General features: G+C 66.6%; 22 protein-coding genes and 3 tRNA genes. 11 read left to right on the forward strand and 14 right to left on the reverse strand.

Annotated elements, in window-relative coordinates; translation table 11 throughout:
* The first annotated feature begins 10 nt into the window (after positions 1 to 10).
* A complete protein-coding gene (pgi, locus tag ACN22W_RS10675; protein ID WP_419684122.1) occupies positions 11 to 1,633 on the forward strand; it encodes a glucose-6-phosphate isomerase in 1,623 nt (540 codons plus the stop codon).
* 60 nt (positions 1,634 to 1,693) lie between these two features.
* Here pgi and ACN22W_RS10680 read toward each other — a convergent pair whose 3' ends face one another.
* The gene (locus ACN22W_RS10680; protein ID WP_419684124.1) at positions 1,694 to 2,407 is read right to left on the reverse strand and encodes an ABC transporter ATP-binding protein; all 714 of its coding nucleotides are present in this window, start codon (positions 2,405 to 2,407) and stop codon (positions 1,694 to 1,696) included.
* Here ACN22W_RS10680 and ACN22W_RS10685 point away from each other — a divergent pair.
* Positions 2,406 to 3,080, forward strand: a complete 675-nt coding sequence (locus ACN22W_RS10685; RefSeq protein ID WP_419684126.1) for an arylesterase — start codon at positions 2,406 to 2,408, stop codon at positions 3,078 to 3,080. The two genes, ACN22W_RS10680 and ACN22W_RS10685, sit on opposite strands and share 2 nt — an antisense overlap.
* A gap of 73 nt (positions 3,081 to 3,153) precedes the next feature.
* Here ACN22W_RS10685 and ACN22W_RS10690 read toward each other — a convergent pair whose 3' ends face one another.
* The 7 genes from ACN22W_RS10690 to tig form a co-directional block, all read right to left on the reverse strand.
* Positions 3,154 to 5,088: a SurA N-terminal domain-containing protein gene (locus ACN22W_RS10690; protein ID WP_419684128.1), complete on the reverse strand. Its 1,935-nt coding sequence runs from the start codon at positions 5,086 to 5,088 to the stop codon at positions 3,154 to 3,156.
* 322 nt (positions 5,089 to 5,410) lie between these two features.
* Positions 5,411 to 5,487, reverse strand: a tRNA-Asp gene (locus tag ACN22W_RS10695).
* A gap of 23 nt (positions 5,488 to 5,510) precedes the next feature.
* Positions 5,511 to 5,586, reverse strand: a tRNA-Val gene (locus ACN22W_RS10700).
* 207 nt (positions 5,587 to 5,793) lie between these two features.
* Entirely contained in the window at positions 5,794 to 8,217 is a 2,424-nt protein-coding gene (gene lon / locus ACN22W_RS10705; protein ID WP_048248492.1) for an endopeptidase La, read from the reverse strand.
* A 197-nt stretch (positions 8,218 to 8,414) separates the two neighbouring features.
* A complete protein-coding gene (gene clpX, locus ACN22W_RS10710) occupies positions 8,415 to 9,686 on the reverse strand; it encodes an ATP-dependent Clp protease ATP-binding subunit ClpX (protein WP_048248493.1) in 1,272 nt (423 codons plus the stop codon).
* 164 nt (positions 9,687 to 9,850) lie between these two features.
* On the reverse strand, positions 9,851 to 10,504 hold the full coding sequence (gene clpP, locus ACN22W_RS10715; protein WP_010092137.1) for an ATP-dependent Clp endopeptidase proteolytic subunit ClpP: 654 nt from the start codon (positions 10,502 to 10,504) through the stop codon (positions 9,851 to 9,853).
* A gap of 140 nt (positions 10,505 to 10,644) precedes the next feature.
* On the reverse strand, positions 10,645 to 11,991 hold the full coding sequence (tig, locus tag ACN22W_RS10720) for a trigger factor (protein ID WP_129512348.1): 1,347 nt from the start codon (positions 11,989 to 11,991) through the stop codon (positions 10,645 to 10,647).
* A 375-nt stretch (positions 11,992 to 12,366) separates the two neighbouring features.
* Here tig and ACN22W_RS10725 point away from each other — a divergent pair, with 375 nt between their 5' ends.
* Positions 12,367 to 13,512, forward strand: a complete 1,146-nt coding sequence (locus ACN22W_RS10725) for a glycerate kinase (RefSeq protein WP_419684137.1) — start codon at positions 12,367 to 12,369, stop codon at positions 13,510 to 13,512.
* A 62-nt stretch (positions 13,513 to 13,574) separates the two neighbouring features.
* Positions 13,575 to 14,024: a MarR family winged helix-turn-helix transcriptional regulator gene (locus ACN22W_RS10730; protein WP_129512350.1), complete on the forward strand. Its 450-nt coding sequence runs from the start codon at positions 13,575 to 13,577 to the stop codon at positions 14,022 to 14,024.
* 188 nt (positions 14,025 to 14,212) lie between these two features.
* Here ACN22W_RS10730 and ACN22W_RS10735 read toward each other — a convergent pair whose 3' ends face one another.
* Complete coding sequence (locus ACN22W_RS10735; RefSeq protein WP_419684139.1) at positions 14,213 to 15,211, reverse strand: 2-dehydropantoate 2-reductase; 999 nt, start codon at positions 15,209 to 15,211, stop codon at positions 14,213 to 14,215.
* Positions 15,212 to 15,302: 91 nt separating this feature from the next.
* Complete coding sequence (locus tag ACN22W_RS10740; protein ID WP_419684141.1) at positions 15,303 to 16,457, reverse strand: response regulator transcription factor; 1,155 nt, start codon at positions 16,455 to 16,457, stop codon at positions 15,303 to 15,305.
* 120 nt (positions 16,458 to 16,577) lie between these two features.
* Here ACN22W_RS10740 and ACN22W_RS10745 point away from each other — a divergent pair, with 120 nt between their 5' ends.
* The 5 genes from ACN22W_RS10745 (at position 16,578) to ACN22W_RS10765 (ending at position 20,504) form a co-directional block, all read left to right on the forward strand.
* On the forward strand, positions 16,578 to 16,763 hold the full coding sequence (locus ACN22W_RS10745) for a hypothetical protein (protein WP_419684143.1): 186 nt from the start codon (positions 16,578 to 16,580) through the stop codon (positions 16,761 to 16,763).
* Positions 16,760 to 17,806 carry a porin gene (locus tag ACN22W_RS10750; protein WP_419684145.1) on the forward strand — a complete coding sequence of 349 codons (1,047 nt, stop codon included), beginning with the start codon at positions 16,760 to 16,762 and terminating at the stop codon, positions 17,804 to 17,806. Before ACN22W_RS10745 ends, ACN22W_RS10750 begins: the two co-directional genes overlap by 4 nt.
* 21 nt (positions 17,807 to 17,827) lie before the next feature.
* Entirely contained in the window at positions 17,828 to 19,036 is a 1,209-nt protein-coding gene (locus ACN22W_RS10755) for an MFS transporter (protein WP_419684147.1), read from the forward strand.
* 16 nt (positions 19,037 to 19,052) lie between these two features.
* Positions 19,053 to 20,162, forward strand: a complete 1,110-nt coding sequence (locus tag ACN22W_RS10760; RefSeq protein WP_419684149.1) for a class II histone deacetylase — start codon at positions 19,053 to 19,055, stop codon at positions 20,160 to 20,162.
* Positions 20,163 to 20,273: 111 nt separating this feature from the next.
* Positions 20,274 to 20,504: a hypothetical protein gene (locus ACN22W_RS10765; RefSeq protein ID WP_048248508.1), complete on the forward strand. Its 231-nt coding sequence runs from the start codon at positions 20,274 to 20,276 to the stop codon at positions 20,502 to 20,504.
* Between the two features lie 104 nt (positions 20,505 to 20,608).
* Here ACN22W_RS10765 and ACN22W_RS10770 read toward each other — a convergent pair whose 3' ends face one another.
* Positions 20,609 to 20,797: a hypothetical protein gene (locus tag ACN22W_RS10770; protein ID WP_419684151.1), complete on the reverse strand. Its 189-nt coding sequence runs from the start codon at positions 20,795 to 20,797 to the stop codon at positions 20,609 to 20,611.
* Between ACN22W_RS10770 and ACN22W_RS10775 the strand changes: the two genes are divergently transcribed.
* On the forward strand, positions 20,796 to 20,936 hold the full coding sequence (locus ACN22W_RS10775; RefSeq protein WP_419684153.1) for a hypothetical protein: 141 nt from the start codon (positions 20,796 to 20,798) through the stop codon (positions 20,934 to 20,936). The two genes, ACN22W_RS10770 and ACN22W_RS10775, sit on opposite strands and share 2 nt — an antisense overlap.
* A 159-nt stretch (positions 20,937 to 21,095) precedes the next feature.
* On the opposite strand, the gene ACN22W_RS10780 is transcribed toward ACN22W_RS10775, so the two are convergent.
* A tRNA-Leu gene (locus ACN22W_RS10780) sits at positions 21,096 to 21,182 on the reverse strand.
* Positions 21,183 to 21,421: 239 nt separating this feature from the next.
* Here ACN22W_RS10780 and hpnD point away from each other — a divergent pair.
* Entirely contained in the window at positions 21,422 to 22,255 is an 834-nt protein-coding gene (hpnD, locus tag ACN22W_RS10785; RefSeq protein WP_419684155.1) for a presqualene diphosphate synthase HpnD, read from the forward strand.
* 10 nt (positions 22,256 to 22,265) lie between these two features.
* Here hpnD and ACN22W_RS10790 read toward each other — a convergent pair whose 3' ends face one another.
* Entirely contained in the window at positions 22,266 to 23,480 is a 1,215-nt protein-coding gene (locus ACN22W_RS10790; RefSeq protein WP_419684157.1) for a DUF1501 domain-containing protein, read from the reverse strand.
* A gap of 67 nt (positions 23,481 to 23,547) precedes the next feature.
* Positions 23,548 to 25,047, reverse strand: a complete 1,500-nt coding sequence (locus ACN22W_RS10795; protein ID WP_419684159.1) for a DUF1800 domain-containing protein — start codon at positions 25,045 to 25,047, stop codon at positions 23,548 to 23,550.
* Positions 25,048 to 25,086: the final 39 nt, after the last annotated feature.

Raw genomic sequence — 25,086 nt, forward strand, 5'->3', positions numbered from 1 at the left:
TCGAACCGCCATGACGCTGAATTCGCTCCCCGCCTGGACTGCCCTTCAATCCCACTTCGAACAGATCCGCCACGCCCGGCTGCGCGACTGGTTCGCGCCCGAAAACGATCGCGCGCCGACCCGCGCCGAACGCTTCACGATCCCGGGCGGCGGTCTCGCGGCCGATCTCTCGAAGAACCGCATCAATGACGAAACGTTGCGCCTGCTGGTGCAACTCGCGCGCGACGCCGGCGTCGAAGCGCGCCGCGACGCGATGTTCGCGGGCGAGATCGTGAACCCGACCGAAGGCCGTGCCGCGTTGCATACCGCGCTGCGCGCGACCGATCCGCAAGCGCCGTTCCACGCACAGGTGAGCGCCGAGCGCGCGAAGATGGCGACCTTCGCACGTGCCGTGCGCAGCGGCGCCTGGACGGGCTACACGGGCAAGCGCATCCGCCACGTGATCAACATCGGCATCGGCGGTTCCGATCTCGGGCCGAAGATGGTCGTGCATGCGCTGCACCACGTCGCGACGCCCGACATCTCGACCCACTTCGTGTCGAACGTCGACGGCGCCGATCTCGCGCGCGTGCTCGAACAGGTCGATCCGGAGGAAACGCTCGCAATCATCGTGTCGAAGACCTTCACGACGCTCGAGACGATGACGAACGCACGCTCGCTGCGCGACTGGTTCGTCGCGCACGGCTGCCCCGAGGACGCGCTCGCGAAGCACTTCGTCGGCGTGTCGGCGAACCCGGCCGAAGTCGTGAAGTTCGGCATCGCCGCGGAAAACGTGTTCGAAATGTGGGATTGGGTCGGCGGCCGTTATTCGCTGTGGTCGGCGGTCGGGCTGTCGATCATGATCGCGATCGGCCCCGAACAGTTCGACGAGCTGCTGGCCGGCGCGAACGACATGGATCGCCATTTCCGCGAAGCGCCGCTCGAGCGCAACCTGCCGGTGCTGCTCGGCCTGATCGGCATCTGGTACCGAAATTTCTTCGGCTCGCAGAGCTATCTCGTCGCGCCGTACTCGGAAGCGCTGCACTACCTGCCGTCGTACCTGCAGCAGCTCGAAATGGAGAGCAACGGCAAATCCGCGCGCCTGGACGGCACCTTCGTCGATTACCCGACCTCGGCCGTCACGTGGGGCGAGCCGGGCACCAACGGCCAGCATGCGTTCTTCCAGATGCTGCACCAGGGGCCGACGATCGTGCCGATCGACTTCATTGCGGTGCTGACGCCCGAGCACGCGCTCGCGAGCCATCATCCGAAGCTGCTCGCGAACTGCTTCGCGCAGAGCGAGGCACTGATGCTCGGCCGCACGCTCGAAGAAGCGCGCAAGGTCGCCGGGCCCGGCAAGGAGACGCTCGCGCCGCACCTGACGTTCCCGGGCAACCGCCCGACCACGACGCTGCTCGTCGATGCGCTGACGCCGCGCGCGCTCGGCGCGCTGATCGCGCTTTACGAGCACAAGGTGCTCGTGCAGGCGACGGTGTGGGACATCAATCCGTTCGACCAGTGGGGCGTCGAGCTCGGCAAGATTCTCGGCAAGGTCGTCGAAGCCGACCTGTCGGCCGAGTCGCTCGATCCCGCGAAGCACGACTCGTCGACCACGGCGCTGATCGAGCGCGCCCGCGCGGCGCTCAAGCGCTGACGCTACCGCGTCATGCCCATGCCGGCCGTGCAGCCCGACCTGCGCGGCCGGCAGGAAAATTCAGGCGCCGCGCTGCGCCGCGTGCGGCGCAACGATGTGCCCGGAGTCGAGCGTGACGGTCGTCGCGCAGCGGCGCGCGAGTTCGGCATCATGCGTGACGAGCACAAGCGTCGCGCCGTGCGTGCGGTTCAGTTCGAACATCAGGTCGATGACCGCATGCCCCGTCGCCGCGTCGAGGCTGCCGGTCGGCTCGTCGGCAAACAGGATCGCCGGGCGCGTGACGAAGGCACGCGCGAGCGCGACGCGCTGCTGCTCGCCGCCCGACAGCAGTTTCGGATAATGCGCGGTGCGTTCGCCGAGACCGACCTGCACGAGCAGCGCCCGTGCGCGGTCGGCCGCGTCGCGCGCGCTGATGCCACCCTGCAGTTCGAGCGGCAGCATCACGTTCTCGAGCGCCGTCAGGTGCGGCATCAGTTGGAACGACTGGAACACGAACCCGACTGCGCCGTTGCGCAGCGCGGCGCGCTCGTCCTCGTCGAGCTGGTCGAGCGCGCGGCCGAGCAGGCGAACCGTGCCGCTCGTCGCGCTGTCCAACCCCGCAAGCAGGCCGAGCAGCGTCGATTTGCCCGACCCCGACGCGCCGACGATCGCAAGGCTGCTGCCCGGCCGCACGGCGAGCGTGATGCCGTCGAGAATCGTCAACTCGCCCGTTGCGTCGGCGACCCGTTTGCACACGTCATGGACTTCGATGATCGGATCGGTAATCTTGAACATGGACACGACATTTCGCTGGAAAAGGCGCGCGGCGGTCGCCGCGCTGCTGGGTACCCTGCTGGCCGCCACAGCGCCTGCGCGCGCGGTGACGGCGCCGGCGCCGACATCGGGCCAGCCTGTGATCGTCGTGCTCGGCGACAGCCTGTCGGCCGAATACGGGCTGCCGCGCGACACGGGCTGGGTTGCATTGCTTCGGCAACGGCTCACGACCGAGCGAATCGATTATAGCGTCGCGAACGCCAGCGTCAGCGGCGATACCACGAGCGGCGGCCGCGCGCGGCTGCCCGCGGTGCTGCAGCGGCTCAAGCCGTCGATCGTCGTCGTCGAGCTCGGCTCGAACGACGCGCTGCGCGGCGTGCCGCTCGCGACGACCGAGCAGAACCTGCGCGACATCATCGCCGGCGCGCGGCAAGCCCAGGCGAAGGTCGTGCTGGTCGGCATGTACGTACCGCCCAACTACGGGCCCGACTACACGCAGAAATTCCACGCGGTCTATACGCGGCTGTCGAAGGATCTCGGCGTGCCGCTCGTGCCGTTCCTGCTGGCCGGCATCGAGAACAAGCCCGAGATGTTCCAGTCCGACCAGATGCATCCCGCGCAGCAGGCGCAGGGCATCCTGCTCGACAACGTATGGCCGGCGCTGAAGCCGCTGCTCGGCAAGCCGCGCGGCTGACCACTCAGCCTCGCCGCAAAACAAAAAGCCCCGCTCGAAGCGGGGCTTTTTATTGTTGCGTGCGAAACGAGGCTCAGTTGTCGCCGTCTTGCGACTGGCTGGTCGTCGTACCGTACAGCTTCACCTTCGAGCGATCGCGCAGCGCGGTGAGATACGCCTCGCCTTCGCTCTGCGCGTCGACCTGTGCCATCTGCTGCTGTGCGGCCGCCAGTTGCTGCGGATCGACCGCCGAACCCGGGATCACCGCGTTCACGCGGTAGATCGCGTAGCCGTCCGCGCCGAGATCGACACCGACGTAGGCCGGCAACGTCTTCGCATCGACCTTGTAGACGGCGCTCAGCGCAGCCGGCGTCAGGCCCTGCGACTGCGTGCGCGACACCTTCTGCGCGGGCATGAAGCCGTCGGCCGACTTCGACTTCTGCAGTTCGGCGAGCTTCGCCACGCCGTCCTTCTTCGCGAGTTCCGCGGCCTGCTCGGCGACGACCTTCTGGCGTACGGCGTCCTTGATCGTGTCGAGCGCGGGCACGGCAGCCGGCTTGTACTCGGTCACGCGTGCCGAGATCAGCGTGTTGTTGCCGATGTCGATCGCTTGCGTGTTGTTCTGGTTCTTCACCGCATCGTTCGCGAATACGGCGGCCAGGAACTTCGGATTGTTCAGCGGGCTCGTCGGCGGCAGTTGCGGATTCGGCGTCGGCGTGACGGTGGCCGTCTGGATCGTCAGCTTGTACTTGTCCGCGGCCGGCTGCAGCGTCTTCGCCTTTTCATAGACGGTCGACGTGAAGCCTTCCGCGTTGTCCGAGAACGCCTTTGATGCGTACTGCTGCTTCAGTTCGGCCGCGATCTGATCCTTCACGTCCGCGAACGGCTTGACAGCCGCGGGCTTCACTTCGGTCGCCTTCAGGATGTGGAAGCCGAGATCCGACTGCACGACACCGCTCACATCGCCCTGCTTGAGCGCGAACGCGGCATCGTCGAACGCCTTGCCGCCCGCCGTCGAACCGCGCGTGATGAAACCGAGGTCGCCGCCCTTCGCTGCCGACGGCGCGTCCTGCGAGTTCTTCTGCGCGATCTGCGCGAACTGATCCGGATGCGCCTTCACGTCGGCGAGCACTTGCTCGGCCTTCGTCTTCGCGGCGGCCTTGTCGGCCGCGCTTGCGCTGCTCGCCGCGGCGATGAAGATGTGGCTGACGCGAACCTGCGCTTCGGTACGGAAGTGCGTCGGATTGTCGTCGTAGAATTTCCTGACGTCCGCATCGGTCGGCTGCGCGCTCGCGGCCGCTGCGGCTGGCGAATAAACGAGGTACTGGATCGTCGCCGTCTCCGGCGTCGCGAAGCTCTGCTTGTGCGCGTCATAGTACGCGGCGAGCTGCGCGTCGGTCGGCTGGACCTTCGATGCGAAGTCGCTCGTCTTCAGCACGAGCGACTGCACTTCGCGCTGCTGCGCGGCCAGTTCGGACAGATGCTGCGCGAGGCTCTTCGGCGTGAACGCGCTCGACACGATGCTGGCCGGAATCTGCTGCAGCGAGAGGCTGTAGCGCACGCGCTCCTGGTACTGCTCGGGCGTCATCCCCTGGAACGACAGCAGTTGCGCATAACGCTCGACATCGATCGAACCGTCGGGCTTCTTCAGCGACGCGATCATCGGGTCGCTCATCAGCGCTTCGCGCACGGCATTGTCGGAGGCGGTCAGGTGCAGACGCTGCGTCTCGTCGGCCAGCACGCGTTGCTGGATCAGGCCGTCGAGCACCTGCTTGCGATGGTCGGGCGTATCGAACATCTTGATGTCGAACTGCCCGCCGAGCGCCTGACGCGCCTGGTCGATCTGCTGGCGGAACGCGCCGTCGAATTCGACCCGCGTGATCTTGTGCCCGTTGACTGCCGCGACGTTCGCACTATCGTCGAAGAAGCCGCGGAAACCTTGGATCCCGACGAAACCCAGCCCCGGCAACACGATCAGGAGCAGGAGCGCCATCATCAGGCGCTGGTGATTACGGAAGAAATCGAGCATGCGTGACGGGAAAATTGGACAAAACGTCCGATATTACAACATACGGGGTGGGACGGGAGAAAAGCAGACGCGGTACGCGTGGGCGCAACCAGAAACGCAAATGAAAAAGCCCGCACAAGGCGGGCTTCTTCATTTTTTTGGCGGAGCGGACGGGACTCGCCTACATCCCGCAGGCCGCGGTTGCGCTTGCAAGCGCAACCCTTCGAGTCCCGCCGGAAGCCGCGCAGGCGGCTTCCTCCACTCCGCAGTCACGCGCCCGCCAGCGGGCGCAACGAGAGACGCAAATGAAAAAGCCCGCACAAGGCGGGCTTCTTCATTTTTTTGGCGGAGCGGACGGGACTCGAACCCGCGACCCCCGGCGTGACAGGCCGGTATTCTAACCGACTGAACTACCGCTCCTTGGTCTGGCTGAATCAGGAAACTGGTGGGTGCTGAGGGGTTCGAACCCCCGACCTACGCCTTGTAAGGGCGCCGCTCTACCAGCTGAGCTAAGCACCCGTTCCCGATTCGTTCTGGCTGCGATCTGCGTTTCCGCATCAACAACCAGCGAGCCCGCAAGTTTAATTCATCCCCGATCACTTTGCCAAGCCTGGATGCGAATTTTTTTTCTACCGCGCCCGCGCACGATTTCGACACGCATAAAAAAACCCGCGGACACACCGCGGGTTTCGTGAACGACCGTCAAGAACGACGACGTTCAGGGTCTCAGTGCTTGACGACTTCCGTCGAGCCGGCATCCTTCGCCGCCTCACCGACCGGCGCCGCTGCCTTCGCTTCTTCTTCCGGCGGCAGCGGAGTCGGCGAACGCTCGAGCGCGAGCTCCAGCACCTTGTCGATCCAGCGGACCGGCACGATCTCGATCGCGTTCTTCACGTTGTCCGGAATGTCCGCGAGATCCTTCACGTTCTCTTCCGGGATCAGCACGAGCTTGATGCCGCCGCGATGCGCGGCAAGCAGCTTTTCCTTCAGCCCGCCGATCGGCAGCACTTCGCCACGCAACGTGATTTCGCCCGTCATCGCGACATCGGCACGCACGGGGATACCCGTCAGCACCGACACCAGCGCGGTCGTCATCGCACCGCCGGCGGACGGACCGTCCTTCGGCGTCGCGCCTTCCGGCACGTGGATGTGGATGTCCTGCTTCTCGAACGCTTCGTCCTTGATGCCCAGACGGCGCGAACGCGAGCGCACGACCGAACGTGCAGCCTCGACCGACTCCTTCATCACGTCGCCGAGCGAACCCGTGCGGATCACGTTGCCCTTGCCCGGCATCACCGCGGCTTCGATCGTCAGCAGGTCGCCGCCGACTTCCGTCCACGCGAGGCCCGTCACCTGACCGACCTGGTTTTCCTTCGCCGCGAGGCCGAAGTCGTACTTGCGCACGCCGAGGAACGTATCGAGGTTCTCGCCATCGACCTTGATCGCGCCCGATGCCTTCTTCAGCAGCAGCATCTTCACGACCTTGCGGCAGATCTTCGACACTTCCCGCTCGAGCGAACGCACACCGGCTTCACGCGTGTAGTAGCGGATGATGTCGCGGATCGCCTGTTCGGTGACGTCGATCTCGCCTTCCTTCAGCCCGTTGTTCTTCTTCTGCTTCGGCAGCAGGTAACGCTGGGCAATGCTGACCTTCTCGTCTTCCGTGTAGCCCGACAGACGGATCACTTCCATCCGGTCGAGCAGCGGCGGCGGGATGTTCAGCGAGTTCGACGTCGCGACGAACATCACGTCCGACAGATCGAAGTCGACCTCGATGTAGTGGTCAGCGAACGTGTGGTTTTGTTCCGGATCGAGCACTTCGAGCAGCGCCGACGACGGATCGCCGCGGAAATCCATGCCCATCTTGTCGACTTCGTCGAGCAGGAAGAGCGGATTGCGCACGCCGACCTTCGCGAGGCTTTGCAGGATCTTGCCCGGCATCGAACCGATATACGTGCGGCGGTGGCCGCGGATCTCGGCTTCGTCACGCACGCCGCCAAGCGCCATCCGGACGAACTTGCGGTTCGTCGCACGGGCGATCGACTGGCCGAGCGAGGTCTTGCCGACACCCGGAGGCCCGACGAGACACAGGATCGGTGCCTTGACCTTGTCGACGCGCTGTTGCACCGCGAGATACTCGAGGATGCGTTCCTTGACCTTCTCGAGGCCGAAGTGATCCTCGTCAAGCACCTGCTCGGCGTTCGACAGGTCGTTGTTGACCTTGCTCTTCTTGCGCCACGGCAGGCCGATCAGCGTGTCGATGTAGTTGCGCACGACGGTGGCTTCCGCCGACATCGGCGACATCAGCTTCAGCTTCTTCAGCTCGGCGTCGGCCTTCTTCTTCGCTTCCTTCGGCATGCGCGCGGCGTTGATGCGCTTCTCGAGTTCCTCGAGATCGGCACCTTCTTCGCCCTCGCCCAGTTCCTTCTGGATCGCCTTGACCTGTTCGTTCAGGTAGTACTCGCGCTGGCTCTTTTCCATCTGGCGCTTCACGCGCCCGCGGATGCGCTTTTCGACCTGCAGGATGTCGATTTCGGCTTCGAGCTGCGCGAGCAGATGCTCGAGGCGCTCGATGACCGGGAACATCTCGAGGATGTGCTGCTTCTGGTCGAGCTTCAGCGGCAGGCGCTCGGCGATCATGTCCGCGAGACGGCCTGCTTCATCGATACCCGACAGCGACGTGAGAATCTCCGGCGGGATCTTCTTGTTCAGCTTCACGTACTGGTCGAACTGCGACACGATCGCGCGGCGCAGCGCTTCCGTTTCAGCGCTGTCGGCATGATCGGGCTCGAGCGGCATCACGTCGCAGGAGAACTGCGTCTCCTGTTCTTCGATCGACAACGCCTTCGCGCGCTGCAGGCCCTCGACGAGCACCTTCACGGTGCCGTCCGGCAGCTTCAGCATCTGCAGAATGTTGGCGATACAACCGACCTCGTACATGTCCTTTTCGGTCGGTTCGTCCTTGGCCGCGGTTTTCTGGGCGACGAGCATGATGTGCTTGCCGCCTTCCATCGCTGCTTCGAGGGCCTTGATCGATTTCGGCCGGCCCACGAAGAGCGGAATCACCATGTGCGGGAAAACGACGACGTCCCGCAGCGGCAGCAGCGGGAGCGTGATGCGTTCCGGCGGGAGAAGTTGGGTGCCTGACATTTCATTTCCCCATGAGTGGAATCAATTGTTCGGTAATTGAGGCCGCCACAACGAATTGCAAGCCTTCAAGTGCGGGAAATATTCGGTAAGAAAGTAACCACCGCGTGTCGAGTCAGAGTTACCCACAAGATAAACGAAAAAAAGCCGCCCACGGTCTCATGAACGGCCTTTTTCGCAGAACATCGTCGGCAAGCCGGTCAGTTCGAACCCGCCACCTTCGGCGTGTCCTCGTAGATCAGCAAAGGCTTGCCGTCGCCCTCGATGACGTTCTCGTCGATGATGACCTTGCTGACCCCTTTCATCGTCGGCAGTTCGTACATCACGTCGAGCAGCGCCTGTTCGATGATCGAACGCAAACCGCGCGCGCCGGTCTTGCGACGGATCGCCTTGCGGGCAACCGCCTGCAGCGCGCCCGGCCGGATTTCCAGCTCGACGCGCTCCATCGCGAACAGCTTGTGATACTGCTTCACGAGCGCGTTCTTCGGCTCGACCAGGATCTTCATCAGCGCGGCTTCATCGAGCTTGCCGAGCGTCGCGACCACCGGCAAACGGCCGATCAATTCGGGGATCAGACCGAATTTGATCAGGTCTTCCGGTTCCGTTTCGCGCAGCACTTCGCCCGCGTCGCGTTCCTGCTTGCTCTTGACCGTCGCGCCGAAGCCGATGCCGGTTTTCTCGGTACGATCGGTGATCACCTTTTCGAGACCGTCGAACGCGCCGCCGCAGATGAACAGGATGTTGGTCGTGTCGACCTGGATGAAATCCTGGTTCGGGTGCTTGCGGCCGCCCTGCGGCGGCACCGACGCCATCGTGCCCTCGACGAGCTTCAGCAGTGCCTGCTGGACACCCTCGCCCGACACGTCGCGCGTGATCGACGGGTTGTCCGACTTGCGGCTGATCTTGTCGATTTCGTCGATGTAGACGATCCCGCGCTGGGCCTTGTCGACCTCGTAGTTGCAGTTCTGCAACAGCTTCTGGATGATGTTCTCGACGTCCTCGCCGACGTAGCCGGCTTCGGTCAGCGTCGTCGCATCGGCGATCACGAACGGCACGTTGAGCAACCGCGCGAGCGTCTGCGCGAGCAGCGTCTTGCCGGAGCCCGTCGGGCCGATCAGCAGGATGTTGCTCTTCGACAGCTCGACGTCGTCCTTCTTGTCGAGATGCTTCAGGCGCTTGTAGTGGTTGTACACGGCCACCGCGAGGATTTTCTTCGCGCGCTCCTGGCCGATCACGTACTGATCGAGGATGTCGCGAATTTCCTGCGGGCTCGGCAGATCCGACCGGGACAGGCTGGCCTCGACGCCGGCGGCAGCCGCCTCGTCGCGAATGATCTCGTTGCAGAGGTCGATACATTCATCGCAAATGAACACCGACGGGCCCGCGATGAGTTTTTTCACCTCATGCTGGCTTTTCCCGCAAAACGAGCAATACAACAGCTTCTCGCTGTTCGAACCTTTTTTGTCCGCCATGAATGTAGAGCCTCCGGACAGGTAAATGACATGATACGCCGAATGCTCCGAACGCCGCGCCTAGGGCGCGACCGGAGCGGGCCGAATGCGCTTGCCGCAGATGCTCGGGGCGTGCGGGATATCGCCGGGGCGCCGCGCGAATCGGGGCGGCACCCCACTTAAATTCACGGGCGCTTCAGGAGCACCTGATCGATCAGCCCGTACGCCTTCGCGTCTTCGCTCGACATGAAGTTATCACGGTCGGTGTCGCGCGCGATGCGCTCGACGTCCTGGCCCGTGTGCTGCGCGAGCAACTGGTTCAGCCGCTCCTTCAGGTAGAGGATTTCGCGCGCCTGGATCTCGATGTCGGATGCCTGGCCACGTGCGCCGCCGAGCGGCTGGTGAATCATCACGCGCGAGTTCGGCAGCGCGAAACGCTTGCCCTTCGCACCCGACGCGAGCAGGAACGCGCCCATGCTGGCCGCGAGCCCCATGCACAGCGTCGACACGTCCGGCTTGATGAACTGCATCGTGTCGTAGATCGCCATGCCGGCCGACACCGACCCGCCCGGGCTGTTGATGTAGAGGCTGATGTCCTTGTCGGGATTCTCGCTCTCGAGGAACAGCAATTGCGCGACCACGAGGTTGGCGGTCTGGTCGTTCACTTCGCCGACCATGAACACCAGGCGCTCCTTCAGGAGACGCGAATAGATATCGTACGAACGCTCGCCGCGGCCGCTCGTTTCGACGACGATCGGCACCAGCCCCAGTGCTTGAGCCTCGAAACCCTGCGGCGCGTTCGAAGCAAGCATGTCCAGCAATTCAGCGCGAGTGATCATTCAATGAACCTTGTTCGAATGGAAAATTGAACGGAAGGAAGCCGCCCGCTCAATCGCCATATTAATGGCAACCGTGCGCTTGACGTAAAAACGGCGTGCGGGCCGTCGCTCCGACAGCCGGCACGCCGCTAGAGCGACACTTACGCTTGCGCCGATGCGCTCGCGAGTGCCTCGAAGCTCACTTCCTTGTCCGTCACCTTCGCCTTGCCCAGCACGAAATCGACGACGTTGCTTTCAACGACGAACGCTTCCATCTCGGCGAGGCGCTGCTGGTTGGAATAATACCAGCGGACCACTTCCTTCGGGTCTTCGTAGCTCTTGGCGAACTCGTCGACTTCCGCGCGGATCTGTTCCGGCTTCGCTTCGAGGTTGTTCGACTTCACGAGCTCGGCCAGCACGAGGCCCAGCTTCACGCGACGCTCGGCCTGCTCGGCGAACATCTCGGCCGGGATCGGTGCGTCCTTCGCGTTCGGCACGCCGCGCTGCGCCAGATCCTGGCGAGCCATTTCGACGAGGCGTTGCTGGTCCTGCTCGATCAGCGCCTTCGGCACGTCGAGTTCGGAAATCTTCAGCAGCGCGTCCATCACCTGGTTCTTGACGATGGATTGCGTGCGGCGCTTCGCTTCGCGTTCGAGGTTTTCCTTGATCTCGCCGCGCATCTTCGTGAGGTCGCCGTCTTCGATGCCGAGCGACTTCGCGAATTCGCCGTCGATTTCCGGCAGGTGCGGCCACTCGATCTTCTTCATCGTGACCGTGAATTGCGCGGTCTTGCCCGCCACGTCAGCACCGTGGTAGTCGTCCGGGAACTTCAGGTCGAACGTGCGCGCTTCGCCGGCCTTCAGGCCCAGCGCCGCGGTTTCGAATTCCGGCAGCATGCGGCCTTCGCCGAGCACGAACGGGAAATCTTCAGCGGTGCCGCCCTGGAACGCGACGTCGTCGATCTTGCCGACGAAGTCGACCGTCACGCGGTCGCCGTTCTTGGCTGCGGTGTCCGCGCCGCCGTCACCATGGTCGCCGGCTTCGCCGCGTGCGTGGAAGTGCACGCGCTGCTTGCGCAGGATGTCCAGCGTGCGGTCGATTTCGGCGTCGCCGATCGACGTCGTCGAGCGCTCGACTTCAGCCGTCGCCAGATCGCCGATCTTCACTTCCGGGTAGACCTCGAACGTCGCGTCGAACGCGTACGCATCTTCAGCCTGTTCCTGCTTCGGCTCGAAGCTCGGCTGGCCGGCGACGCGCAGGTTTTCCGCGCGGCTGATCGTGAAGAATTCCTGGCCGATCTTGTCGCTCAGCACTTCCGCCTCGACCTGACCCGCGTACTGTTGCGCGACCATCTTCAGCGGCACCTTGCCCGGGCGGAAACCCGGCATGCGCACGGTCTTCGCGAGTTTCTGGATACGGGTGTCGATTTCCTTCTGCACGGTGTCTTTCGGCAGGGAAATCGTCACGCGGCGTTCAAGCTTGCCGAGGTTCTCAACAACGTTAGCCATGGCTTCAATCGTCCTAAAATTATTCGAGCGAATCGGGTTTTCCTTGCCGTGCCTGCCTGCGGCATTGCATACGCCGCGCCGGAGCGCCACGCCATCCCTGCACGTGCCGAATGGCTAGCGCAAGCGGCTCGGAGCACGGCTTTGGCCGGAAGAATCGACTATTCTAGCAAACAATTTTCCTCACACCGCCAGATCGGCGCGACGCGCATGCGTCCCCGCCGTGTCGGCAACCCGTTGCACGGCAATGCGCGCGGATCGCCGCTATGCCGAACGCCGTATCCACCACGGGCCCGCCATCCTGTAAGCTCCGATTGAGGGTGAGGCGCCGTCGCGCCCCCATTATTCTTCACACCAATCACGCCTTCCGGAGACACCATGCCGCAACACCCGTCCGCGCCTGTCGTCGTCATCGCGCCCGATTCGTTCAAAGGCTCGCTTTCCGCCGAGCAGGTCGCGGATGCGATCGCCACCGGCATCCGCCGCGCCCGCCCCGATGCGGTCGTGCGCTGCTGCCCGATGGCCGACGGCGGCGAAGGCACGCTCGATGCGATGCTGGCAGGCGGCGGTACGCGGCGCGCGCTGCGGGTGGCCGGCGCCTCGCTCGCGGCACGCGACGCGGCGGTCGGCGTGATCGACGCGCGCACCGCGATCGTCGAGACGGCCGAGATCGTCGGCATTACGGACCCGGTCGGCATGAGCGTGCCGGTGGATGCGCGCAGCACGCGCGGAATGGGCGAGGCAATCCGCACGCTGCTCGACGACGGCGTGCGCCGCTTCTTCGTCGCGCTCGGCGGCAGCAGCACCAACGACGCGGGCGCCGGGCTGCTCGCGGGCCTCGGCCTGCAGTGCTTCGACGCCGGCGGCCAGCCGGTCGAGCCCGTGCCGTCGCGACTCGCCGACATCGCGCGCATCGACGCGTCGGGGCTCGACCCGCGCCTGAAGGAAACGGAATTCGTCGGCATGTCCGACGTCGACAACCCGCTGACGGGCGCGCACGGCGCAACCGCCGTGTTCGGCCCGCAAAAAGGCGTGACGCCCGAGCAGGTTGCGACGCTCGACGCCGCACTCGGCCGCTTCGCCGACCTGCTTGAGGCGGCGCTCGACCGGCGTGGCCGCGATCTGCCGGGCGCCGGCGCCGCGGGCGGCCTCGGTTTCGCGCTGCACATGCTCGGCGCGCAGTTCGAAGCCGGCGCCGAAGTGGTCGCGCGGCAGGTCGGGCTCGACGCAGCGCTTGCCGGCGCCGACTGGCTGATCACCGGCGAAGGCCGCTCCGACGTGCAGACGCTGCACGGCAAGGCGCCGTTCATCGCGTGCCGGCATGCGCAGGCCGCCGGCGTGCCGGCGTCGCTGTTGTCGGGCGCGGTCGACCCGGCCGCGCTGCCGCGCCTGTCCGAACATTTTTCCGGCTGCTTCTCGCCGGCTCCCGGGCCGATCACGCTCGACGTCGCGATCCGCGACGCGGCGAACCTGCTCGCGAACGAAGCGGAGCAATTGACGCGCCTGAAATACGGCGCACACTGACCGTTGACCCGAGCGCGCGATACAGGAACAATCGGGCCCGCCCTTTTTCTTCAGGATTCGACATGAAAGGCCGTCAAGCCGGGCTCGATCAGTTTCTGACCTATCGCCTCCACGCGCTCACGAAGCGATCCGACCGCGGGATCGGCGAGGTGTATCGGCACAAGCTCGACATCTCGCTGCCCGAGGCGCGCGTGATCGCCGCCGTCGGCGCCTTCGGTCCGTTCTCGATCATGGATCTCGCGCGCCACACCAATCTCGACAAGAGCCAGGCGAGCCGCGCGGCCGAAGCGCTGCTGCGCCAGGGGCTGCTCGAGCGCAGCGCGAGCGACGAGGATGGCCGGATCGTGCTGATCGCGCTGACCGCCGACGGCCGCGCGCTGCATCGCAAGATCATGCCGATCGTGCGCAAGTGGAACGACGGCTTGCTCGCATGCCTGTCCGACAGCGAACGCCAGACGTTCGAACGGCTGCTCGACAAGGTCGTCGCGCACGCGACCGAGCGGGACGACTGAGCCGCGTTGCGGGTTCGGCGCCGGCACGCGGCCGAACCCTGCCGGCGGTATTGATCAGATGAATTCGACGGGCCACCCGGGTCGCATCACCAGCGGCGCGGGCGGCCCGCTTTGCATCGTGCGGCGGCGCCGAAAGGTTCGCGGTTCGCCGCCGGGCCGAGGCCGCGCATGCTGCGGCCGCGCACACGCTACAGGCCGCTGTTTACCGCGCGCTGGCGCACCAGCCCGAGCACCGCGTCGCAATACGGCGTCGGCACGTCGAGCTTGCGCCCGAGTTCCGGAAACACGCCGAGGATCGGCCCGATCTCGAGCGAACGCCCCGCTTCGAAATCCTGCAGCATCGACGTCTTGAACGCACCCAGCTTGCGCGTGACCGCGATCCGCTCGGGCCCGCTCATCCCTGTCGACAAACCGAGCTTCGCGCCGATCGCGGTGGCCTCTTCCATCATCCGCAGCGCGAGATCCTGCGTGAACGGATCGTCGAGCAACTGCTCGGCCGTCGACCCCGTCAGCGCGCTCAACGGATTCATGTTCATGTTGCCCCACAGCTTCGTCCAGATCTCGGTCCGGATCGCGGGTGTCGACTCGACATCGAAACCGCCTGCTGCGAGCGCCGCGGCAAACCGCGCGGTGGCCGCGTCGAGCCGCGCATCGGAGGCACCGACGATCAGCCGGTTGCCGCGACCGCGGCGCACGACGCCCGGCGCGTCGGTGCTCGACGACAGGTGCACGACGCAGCCGATCGCCTGCGCGGGCGGCAACGCCGCCGACACGGCGCCAGCCGGATCGACCGCGTCGAGCGGCACGCCGTCAAGCGGCCCTTCGAGCGCGTGCGTGAACCACCACGGCAGCCCGTTCATCGCGGCGACGATCACGGTGTGCGGCCCGACCAGCGGCGCAATGCGCGCGGCCAGCGCCGGCAGCGCCTGCGCCTTCAGCGCGATCACCACGTAGTCCTGCACGCCGAGCGCGGCCGCATCGTCGCTCGCACGCACCGGAACCGACGAAACAACGCCCGCCTCGTCGATCACGCGCACGCCGTGCGTGTTCAGCGCATCGAGCGTTGCGCCGCGCGCGTACGCGCTCACGGTCATGCCGGCCCGCGATAGCGCGGCCGCGAGCAATCCGCCGATCGCGCCCACACCGACCACCGCTGCGCGCACCGACCCTGAATTCGTGTCGTTCATGATGGAATTCCGTCTCCTGGGAGCTGACGAGGATAACGCTCAATGGTTGCGGGCACAACCATTCACATGACGGCGTGCGGCGCGCCCGCGCTCACCCGCTTCGGCGTGGCTCGCCGCCGGCTGCCACCGGCTCGTCGTCGGCCGCGCCGCCCGTCGCACCGAGCACGCCCGCGATCTGACTCTTGTCGTGCATGCCGAGCTTGCGGTACGCGCAGCGCAGGTAATGGCGCACGGTCGTCGGCGAAATCGCCATCTGCTGCGCGACTTCCTTGTGCGAACGCCCGGCGCCGTAATAACGGATCGCCGCGAGTTCGCGCGGGCTTAACCGGTCGAGCAGCGAGCGTGGCCGCGCCTCGATCTGGAACAGCCCCGCGACGGGCACGCACTGGATGCGCAATGCCTCGCCGACGAACGGCTGACCCGACTGGCGCCGCAGGTGTGCGACGAGGGGCTCCGGCACGCGCGCGCCGGCCCATGCCGGCCATTCGGTGCGCAGCACGTCGTCGAAACCGTGATCGGCATGATGCAGCACGCCGAAGTTGTCGCACAGCGCGCGCGCCGCCGGCGCAACCGCATCGCCGCGTTCGCGCGTGAGCTGCGCGGCGCGATTGATCGTGAGCGCGGCCGCCAGATGCGGAATCACTTCCTCGAAACGGTGCGCATCGTCGTCGCTGAACGGGCGATTCAGGCCTTGGCGGTAGATCGACATGAACGTCGTCAGGCCGAAGCGGCGATCGAGCGTGCACACGCACATCAGTTGCGCGAGCCCGTACTTCACGCACCAATCGCGAAACCGCGCATCGAGCCCCGGCTCGACGACCGACAGCCGCACCGCGCGACCGTGCGCGCCGTGCAACGTGCGGTGCGCAAGCGGGTCGCAATCGCGCACGCGTTTCCAGTCGCTGAAGAACGCGTGCGGCAGGCGAAACAGGAAGCTGTTATGCATCACCGGGCCGGTCGGCGCATGCGTCGCGACGCCGGTCCATGCGGCATCGAACGGAACGAGCGCCTGCAGCAGCGAAAAGAAGCGGTATTCGAATTCGCCGATGCCGGACTGCGCGGCTACCGCGTACAGGTCGAGCAGCATCAGCCCGAGTTCGCGCTGTGACGCGTCGCCCCGCGTGACGCCGTCGAAATCGGCACGGCGCGACGGCCGCGGCGGCCACGCGAATTCGTCGAGCACGATGGCGGCCGGCACGTCGCGCAGCGCATCGAGATCCTGCCCGATATCCGTCGTGATCCTCACCTTCCGCTCCCCTGCCCGATCGGGCTGCTGATGTGCGCAACGACACCGGCCGATTATAGCGAGCGGCTTTTTTGGCGGGCCACGGTGCCGGAACGGGCATCAACCCCATCCATTTGAACGGTGCGCGACACGTTGCTGCTGCGCAGCACGCCGCGTCGCGGCATCGCGCTGCGTCCATGCCGCACACCGCGGGTTTTCCGCACCGTTCATCTGTACGACTGTTCGACAGTTTTCCCGCTGCGGACACTGCGTCGCGACAACACCAACGACAAACCGATGCAGGACGGTATGGAGAACCCGACGTGACGAAACCCCGCTTCATCCGCACGGCCGCGGCCGCCGCGACGCTCGCCGCGTGCGGCGCCGCCGCGCACGCGCAGTCGACCCTCACGCTGTACGGCGCGCTCGACGCCGGCGTGCAATACCTGACGCACGCCGACGGGCGCCACGCGGCCGTGCAGTTGCAGAACTACGGCATCCTGCCTTCGCAGATCGGGCTGAAGGGCAACGAGGATCTCGGCGGCGGCTGGCGTGCGCTGTTCAAGCTCGAACAGGGCCTCAACCTCAACGACGGCACCGCGACCGTGCCCGGCTACGCGTTCTTCCGCGGCGCGTACGTCGGCATCGCGGGGCCGGTCGGCACCGTCACGCTCGGCCGGCAATTCAGCGTGCTGTTCGACAAGACGTTGTTCTACGACCCGCTCTGGTATGCGTCGTACAGCGGCCAGGGCGTGATCGTGCCGATGACCGCGAACTTCATCGACCACTCGGTCAAGTACCAGTCGCCGACGTTCGCCGGCTTCGACGTCGAGGCGCTTGCCGCGACGTCCGGCGTCGCCGGCAATACGCGCGCCGGACGCGTGCTCGAACTCGGCGGCCAGTACACGAGCAACGGCCTGTCGGTCAGCGCTGTGCTGCATCAGGCGCACGGCGACGTGTCGGGGGCCGACGACACGTCGGCGCGACGGCGCGAACTCGGCACGCTCGCCGCGCGCTACGCATTCGCCACCTTGCCGCTCACCGTCTATGCCGGCGTCGAGCGCCTGACGGGCGACCTCGATGCGGCGCGCACGATCGTCTGGGGCGGTGCGCGTTACCTGACGTCGAACGGGATCGGCCTGAACGCGGGCGTGTACCACACCGACTCGCGCACGCCGGCGATCGGCCATCCGACGCTCTTCATCGCGAGCACCACGTACGCGCTGTCGAAACGCACCGTCGCATACATGAACCTCGGTTACGCGCGCAACAGCGGCCAGAGCTCGCAGACCGTCTACGAATACGACCCGACGCCGCTCGCCGGCGCGTCGCAGTTCGGCGCGATGGTCGGCATGTACCACCTGTTCTGATTCCCCACACGAGAACCCGCCATGAAAACCCTGTCCCCGGATGCCGCACTTTCGCCCGACGGCCGCGCGTCGACCTTCGCGCGCTCGACGCTCGTCGCGCTCGTCGTGTTCGCGGCCATCACGCCGCTGCTGCTGCTCGTGGCGCCGGCCGTCGCCGGCCAGCTCGCGACGCAGCTCGGGCTGTCCGCGTCGCAGATCGGCACCTACTTCTTCGTCGAACTCGGTGCGTTCAGCCTCGCGACCGTGCCGTCGTACCTGTGGCTCGGCCGTGTCGACGCGCGCCGCGTCGCCGCGTTCGCGATCGCACTGTTCGGCGCGGGCAACCTGCTGACCGCGCTGTGGATGCCGGACTTCGCCGTGCTGCTCGCGCTGCGCGCCGTCACGGCGCTCGGCGGCGGCTCGCTGATGGTGCTCTGCATGACGAGCGCGGCAACCAGCGACAACAGCGACCGCGTGTACGGCCTGTGGGTCGTCGGCCAGTTGATTGCGGGCGCGATCGGCCTGTTCTTGCTGCCGCATGTGTTCGCCGCGTTCGGGCTGCGCGCGCTGTATGTCGTGCTCGCCGCACTCGCGCTGCTCGCGGCGCCGCTGTCGCGCGGCTTTCCGTCGTCGCTCGGCGTGCGGACGGCGTCCGCACAAACCGCGCGTGGAAATGCAACGCATACGCCGCGGCATTTCATTGCGCTCGCGATCGGAGCGGTGCTGACGTTCTATCTCGCGATCGGCAGCGTGTGGACCTTCGCGAGCCGCGCTGCAACGGAAGCCGGACTCGACCCGCAGTCGACCGGCAACGTGCTCGCGATCGCGAGCGTGATGGGGATCGCCGGCGCGGCGCTCGCGTCGTGCGCAGGCGGCCGGCTTGCGCGGCGCGCGATGCTGGCCGCCGGTTACGCGCTGCTCGCGGCGTCTCTCATTGCGCTCGCCGCGATGCGGCACGCGGGCGGCTACAGCGCGGCGATCTTCGCGTTCAAGTTCGCGTGGACGTTCGTGCTGCCGTTCATCCTCGCGACCGTCGCGCAGATCGACTCGTCGGGCCGCCTCGTCGCGACGCTCAATTTCGTGATCGGCGCCGGCCTCGCGGCCGGCCCGCTGCTCGCCGGGTTGATGCTCGACGCCGGCGGCACGATGCGCGCGCTGTTCTCGGCCGCGACGGCCGTCGCAATCGTCTCGTTCGCCGCGCTGCGCCATCTCGATCGCCGCGCACGCGCTTCCGTTTCCTCCCAACCGTGACAGGTCACAAACGTCCATGAACCGCACTGCCTTCTTCACCGACGAACGCACTTTCTGGCATACCGGCGGCACGCACGCGCTGTTCTTCCCGGTCGGCGGCTGGGTCCAGCCGCCATCGAGCGCGGGTTACGCGGAATCCCCCGATTCGAAGCGCCGCTTCCTGTCGCTCGTGCAGGCCTCGGGGCTGGCCGCACAGCTCGACCTGCGCGGCGCCGCGCCGGCGTCGCCCGCCGACCTGCTGCGCATTCATCCCGCGCGTTATCTCGACGCGTTCCGCGCACTCAGCGACGCGAACGGCGGCGACCTCGGCGATCTCGCGCCGTTCGGCAAAGGCAGCTACGAGATCGCCGCGCTGTCGGCCGGCCTCGCGATCGCGGCCGTCGACACCGTCGTCGCCGAGCACGCGGCCAATGCGTTCTCGCTGTCGCGGCCGCCCGGCCATCACTGCCTGCGCGACCGGCCGATGGGCTTCTGCCTGCTGGCGAACATCCCGATCGCAATCGAGGCCGCCCGAGCAAAACACGGCATCGAGCGCGTCGCGGTGATTGATTGGGACGTGCATCACGGCAACGGCACGCAGTCGATTTACTACGACGATCCGGACACGCTGACGATCTCGCTGCACCAGGACCGCTGCTTCCCGCCCGGCTACAGCGGCGCGGACGATCGCGGCGAGGGCGCGGGCGTCGGCGCGAACCTGAACGTGCCGCTGCTCGCGGGCAGCGGCGACGACGCGTATCGCTACGCGTTCGAGCGAATCGTGCTGCCGGCGCTGGAGCGTTTCCGGCCCGAGCTGATCGTCGTCGCGAGCGGCCTCGACGCGAGCGCGGTCGATCCGCTTGCGCGCATGCAACTGCACACCGACAGCTACCGGTTCATGACGCACGCTGTGAAGGATGCCGCGCAGCGCCATTGCGGCGGACGGCTCGTGATCGTTCATGAAGGCGGGTATTCGGAAGCGTACGTGCCGTTCTGCGGGCTCGCGATCGTCGAGGAACTGGCCGGCATCCGCACCGACGTCGCCGATCCGATGCTCGATCTCGCGATCGCACAGCAGCCGGGCGAGCGGTTCGTCACGTTCCAGCGCGAACTGCTCGATGAGCTGGCTTCGGCGTTCGGGTTGTAACGCGCGGGAACCCGCGTGACGGGGCCGGCACGCGCCGGCCCTTGCGCGATCCGTGCGGATGGGGTTTCCTGTGCATTTACCCCTGTTCCGGCCCGAAGCCGCACTCTTCCGATGAAATCGTCCCCGCGCGATAACAACGACAATGCCAAGACGCGCCGCCAGCCTTCGAAGCTGGTCCTGAACATTGCCGCCGTGACGGTCGGCCTCATCACGTTCGCGATCGGCGCGGCGTGGGTGATCTATAGCTGGGTCGTCGATCGCGAAGCGCAGTATTTCGCGATCCCGCTGGTGTTCTCGGTGCCGGTGATCGTGGCGGTCGCGATCCGAAGCTTCTGGGAGTAGGCGCGCCTGAAATGACAAAGCGCCGCGGTCGGGCGACGCGCGGCGCTTGTTATCGAGCTTGTTTCAGATGAAGCGGCGATCCATGCGGTTCGCTTGCGAACCGGTCACAGGCCGGGGCGCGGGCACGGATTGGGGGCTGCGCCCTGATATCCGCCGGCGACAGCGCCCAGCGCGGCGCCGGCCAGCGACGTGCCGAACGCTTTCAGTACGGATTCCGTCGACGGCGGCTCGCCGCTCGAGATCGGCCGCCCCGAGTAGGCGGAGCACGCCGGCGACGCTGCAACCGTCTGCATGGGTTTGGCGCTCCATGCGACGTTTTCGGCGGGCGTAGACGCAAATGCCGGCGCGGCCAGCATCAGCGCGAAAATGGAAATCGGCAAGCGTGCGGTGTTCTTCATCGGTGGCCCTCAGCGTAATGTGCTTCTTATATGAAAAGTGATCACGATATTACACGCGGCCGACGTTCCGTGAGCGCTCGTTAGTGCCCGCATTCCAGAGAAAGCGCCAGCATCAAAAGAAAAAGCGCTGCGGTCAGCCGACCGGCAGCGCTTTTTCCGGAACACGCATCCTGGCGGGTACGTGTTCGACTTCTGGTGCGTGAGGCCGGACTCGAACCGGCACACCCTTGCGGGCGTCAGGACCTAAACCTGGTGCGTCTACCAATTTCGCCACTCACGCGTATTTTCTGTCGCCTGACCGCGCGGCACGCAAGATGCGTTCTCCACGCGCCCGGGACGTCACGCCGGCCCGAAAACCGGCACGCCCGATTAGGCGAGCGCGAGATTCTACCCGATCCGTGCGGCCTTGTCTCGCCCCGCCGGCACCCGTCGTGCGGCGGTGCTAGAATGCCGCGCTCGACGTTTCGGCACCGTGCCGTCGCGCGTCCCCCGAACCCGCCCCCCCACACGATTCCGCCCGTGAACTTCGACGACTACTGTCAGCAAAAGGCCGCCCCCGCGGGCTCCAGCGTCTATTACGCGTTGCGTCAGGCGCCGCTCGCCGCGCAACCGCGCCTGACGGCGCTGTTCGCGCTGCGTCGCGAACTCGAGGAAACCGTCAAGGAAACCAGCGACCCGACCGTCGGACACACGAAGCTCGCGTGGTGGCACAAGGAACTCGCGGCGCTGGCCGCCGGAGAACCGTCGCACCCCGTCACGAAGGCGCTCGCGCAGCATCATCCGGCGATCGCCACCGAGGCCGACGCACTGCGCACGCTCGTCAACGGCTACGGGATGGACCTCGAACAGGCGCGCTACCTCGATTTCCCGAACCTGCAGCGCTACATCGCACAGGCCGGCGGCACCTTCGCGTCGCTGGTCGCGCGCGCCGGCGCCGCGAACCCGGCCGACCCGCAACCGTGGGCCGCGGACGCCGGCCACGCGCTGATGCTCGCGCAATTCGTGCAGGAACTCGGCAACGACGCGCGCCACGGCCGCATCTACCTGCCGATCGACGAACTGCAGCGCTACAACGTGACCGCGGCCGACCTGCTGAACCGCCGCTACAGCCCGGCCTTCACCGAATTGCTGCAATTCCAGACGGCCCGCGCGCGCGAGGCGCTTGCCGCCGCTGAAGCGGCGATCCCTTCATCCGAACGCCGCGCGCAGCGCACGCTGCGTGCGCAGATCGCACTGGCCGGCGCGCTGCTCGACGAAATCGAACGCGGCGGTTACCAGGTGCTGCACCAGCGCATCGCGCTGACGCCGATCCGCAAGCTGTGGATCGCGTGGCGCGCCGCGCGCCGGCGCTGAACCCGGCGCATCACGCCTTCAACAACGGCAGCGTGTCGAAGCGCTGCTGCAGTACGCGCGTCGCGTCGAGCCCCCACCACGGACCCAGCACGGTCGCGTAGAGCTGGCGGAAATCGACCGCGACCGGCAGGTTGCCGTTGCCGTCGAGCCGCCCGAGCGCCGGCGGCGCGCCATACAGCCCGCCGGCCACACGGCCCCCCATCACGAAATGCGGCGCGGCCGTGCCGTGATCGGTGCCGTTGCTCTGGTTCTCGCGCACGCGCCGCCCGAATTCCGCATACGTCATCACGAGCGTCTGGTTCCAGCGCCCGAGCTCGATCAGCGCGCCGCGCATCGCGCTCATCCCTTCCGCGAACTGCTTGAGCAGCGCGGCCTGCTGCCCCGGCTGGTTCTGGTGCGTGTCGAAGCCGTTGAGCGTCAGTCGCAGCACCGCGACACCATCCTGCGCGCCGGGCCCGGACGCTTCGCACGCGGCCAGCACCTGCATCGCGGTCTTGACCGACGTGCCGAACGCGCCGGCCGGAAATGCCGTCTTGAATTCACGCATCCCGCCGCGCGGACGCAACCGGTCGGCCGCCTTCACGATGTCGTTCTCGACGTCGATGATGTGCGCGAGCGCCGGGTTCTGCTCGCGCAGCGACGACGGCTCGGCAAGCCGGGCCGCACGGATGAACTGCGCGGGATTGACGAGCGCGATCGCGCGCGAGCCATTCGCGAGCGGCCCCATCTCGGCGCTGCCGAGCACGACGCCGTCCGCCGCGAAACCGGGCGGCACGGGCGCCTGCGCGAACGTGCGCGTGAGCCAGCCTTCGTGCAGATACTGGTCCGAGCGCGACGCGGTATCCCAGATCTCGATCGAGCGGAAATGCGACAGGTTCGGCTGCGGATAACCGACGCCCTGCACGACCGCGACCTGTCCGTCGCGCCACAGCGGCATCAGCGGCGCGAGCGACGGGTGCAGCCCCGTGTGTGCGTCGAGCTGCAGCACCTGCTCGCGCTTGATGCCGATGCTGCGCCGGAACTGGTAATACAGCGGGTCCGCATACGGCACCACCGTGTTGAGGCCGTCGTTACCGCCCTTCAGCTCGACGAGGATCAGCACGTTCGCGTACCCGGCCGCCGGTTGCCGTCCCGTCGATGCGGCCGCCAGCGCGGGCGACTGCCACATCGACACGCCGGCCGCGGCCGCCGCGCCCGTCAGCGTCAGAAAATCACGTCGGTTCATCGCGCATCCTTTGGTTCGCCGCCCGGCACCTTTGCCGCACCGGCTCCCCGATTCGTCGTCGTTTGCATCATTTCAGTTGATAGGCCGGATCCATCAGCAGCGCTTCGAGATACGCACTGCCGGTCGAATCCGTGTCGATCGCCGCGACCGGTGAAAGTTGCAGCACCGCATGCTGCAACTGCAGCTCGGTCGACAATCCCGCGATCGCCTGCGGCCGCGCGCGATATTGCGCAAGCCAGCGCTCGAGATCGAAGCGCAGGCCGGCGCGCGCGGGCTTGGCCGGCCCGCGCATGCCGGCGGCGGATGCGGTGTCGGCCACCGGCATCGCGTGCGCACGGGCATTCGGCGACGGCGCCATTGCGGGAGCGGGCGGCCGCATGCCGGCCGTCTCCGTCGCGCGGAACAGTTGCTCGACGAACTGCTTGCGCGCGAGCAGCGTGGTGCTGTTGATCCATAACGCGCCACCGGGCCAGCCCTTCACGTTCGGCGGATAGAACAGGTTCTGCCCGAGCGTGCGCACGGTGTTCGCGAGCATCTGCGGATCGCCGTAGGCGACGTCGAACAGCCGCACCGACCCGACGACGAACTCGGCCGGCGACTTGACGAGCACGCCGCGGTTGCGCGGATCCCAGAACGCGTCGGTCGACCACAGCGCGGCGAGCGCCGCGCGAATGTCGTAGCCGCTCGCGCGAAACCGGTCGGCCACCGCATCGAGCGCGCTTGCGTCGGGCGTATCGGACACGAACTCGCGCCACAGCTTGCCGACGATGAAGCGCGCGGTGCCCGGCCGCTTCAGCAGGATGTCGAGAAAGGCGTCGCCGTCGAACGGCCCCGTTTCCCCGAGAATCGTCTTGATGCCCGCGTCGTGCAGATCCGGCCGCACCTCGAAGCGCAGCGTATCGGGATCGACCGTCCAGCCCGTCATCGCGCGCGCGGCTTCGGTCACATCGTATTGCGTGTAGTGTCCCTCGCCGAGCGTGAACAGCTCCATTACCTCGCGTGCGAAGTTCTCGTTCGGGCGCCCCTTCCGATTGCTCGCGCCGTCGAGATACTGCAGCATCGCCGGATCCTTCGCGACCGCGTGCAGCAGCGTGCCGAAGTTGCCAAGCGCCTCGCTGCGAAACAGCGCGTTCTGCGCGGCCATCGTCTGCGGGTAAGGTACCTTGTCCTGCCCCGACGTGAAGTGCCCGTGCCAGAACAGCGTCATGCGCTCGGTCAGCGGCGACGGCGTGACGACCATCTCGTTGACCCAGGCCGCGCGCAACGCATCGTAACGGCGATTGCGCTCGTTCTGTTCGTCGCGCCGCATGTCGGGCGTCAGCGCCTGACGCTGCGCGCGCGTCGGCGGCAACGTGCCGATCCAGTCCGGCCAGGTCGTGACGGGTTCGCGGCGAACGTTGCCGAGCGTGTCGGCAACGACCTGCGCGCGCGTCATGCCGACGACGCGCGCGACATCGGCGGGCGCGGGAGAAAAACCGGTGCGACTCAGGAAAAACAATGCATCGTCGGCGTCGAGCGGCGACTGCATAGCGGGCGACGGCGCCGGTACGGCAGCGTTCGCTTTCATCGTCATGGACTCCCGGAACGCACCGGCGGTGCGGATGCC

The organism is Burkholderia theae (assembly GCF_048565265.1).
Lineage (GTDB): Bacteria > Pseudomonadota > Gammaproteobacteria > Burkholderiales > Burkholderiaceae > Burkholderia > Burkholderia theae.

Excerpts from the sequence above, each read along its gene's own strand:
- clpX (WP_048248493.1), bottom strand. The coding sequence starts at position 9,686 with ATGGCGGACAAAAAAGGTTCGAACAGCGAGAAGCTGTTGTATTGCTCG.
- ACN22W_RS10690 (WP_419684128.1), bottom strand. The coding sequence starts at position 5,088 with ATGCTCGATTTCTTCCGTAATCACCAGCGCCTGATGATGGCGCTCCTG.
- ACN22W_RS10775 (WP_419684153.1), top strand. The coding sequence starts at position 20,796 with ATGGGTTTGGCGCTCCATGCGACGTTTTCGGCGGGCGTAGACGCAAAT.
- tig (WP_129512348.1), bottom strand. The coding sequence starts at position 11,991 with ATGGCTAACGTTGTTGAGAACCTCGGCAAGCTTGAACGCCGCGTGACG.
- clpP (WP_010092137.1), bottom strand. The coding sequence starts at position 10,504 with ATGATCACTCGCGCTGAATTGCTGGACATGCTTGCTTCGAACGCGCCG.
- ACN22W_RS10790 (WP_419684157.1), bottom strand. The coding sequence starts at position 23,480 with ATGAACCGACGTGATTTTCTGACGCTGACGGGCGCGGCGGCCGCGGCC.
- ACN22W_RS10770 (WP_419684151.1), bottom strand. The coding sequence starts at position 20,797 with ATGCAGACGGTTGCAGCGTCGCCGGCGTGCTCCGCCTACTCGGGGCGG.
- ACN22W_RS10725 (WP_419684137.1), top strand. The coding sequence starts at position 12,367 with ATGCCGCAACACCCGTCCGCGCCTGTCGTCGTCATCGCGCCCGATTCG.
- ACN22W_RS10685 (WP_419684126.1), top strand. The coding sequence starts at position 2,406 with ATGGACACGACATTTCGCTGGAAAAGGCGCGCGGCGGTCGCCGCGCTG.
- ACN22W_RS10795 (WP_419684159.1), bottom strand. The coding sequence starts at position 25,047 with ATGAAAGCGAACGCTGCCGTACCGGCGCCGTCGCCCGCTATGCAGTCG.
- ACN22W_RS10760 (WP_419684149.1), top strand. The coding sequence starts at position 19,053 with ATGAACCGCACTGCCTTCTTCACCGACGAACGCACTTTCTGGCATACC.
- ACN22W_RS10680 (WP_419684124.1), bottom strand. The coding sequence starts at position 2,407 with ATGTTCAAGATTACCGATCCGATCATCGAAGTCCATGACGTGTGCAAA.
- ACN22W_RS10755 (WP_419684147.1), top strand. The coding sequence starts at position 17,828 with ATGAAAACCCTGTCCCCGGATGCCGCACTTTCGCCCGACGGCCGCGCG.
- ACN22W_RS10730 (WP_129512350.1), top strand. The coding sequence starts at position 13,575 with ATGAAAGGCCGTCAAGCCGGGCTCGATCAGTTTCTGACCTATCGCCTC.
- lon (WP_048248492.1), bottom strand. The coding sequence starts at position 8,217 with ATGTCAGGCACCCAACTTCTCCCGCCGGAACGCATCACGCTCCCGCTG.
- ACN22W_RS10735 (WP_419684139.1), bottom strand. The coding sequence starts at position 15,211 with ATGAACGACACGAATTCAGGGTCGGTGCGCGCAGCGGTGGTCGGTGTG.
- pgi (WP_419684122.1), top strand. The coding sequence starts at position 11 with ATGACGCTGAATTCGCTCCCCGCCTGGACTGCCCTTCAATCCCACTTC.
- ACN22W_RS10765 (WP_048248508.1), top strand. The coding sequence starts at position 20,274 with ATGAAATCGTCCCCGCGCGATAACAACGACAATGCCAAGACGCGCCGC.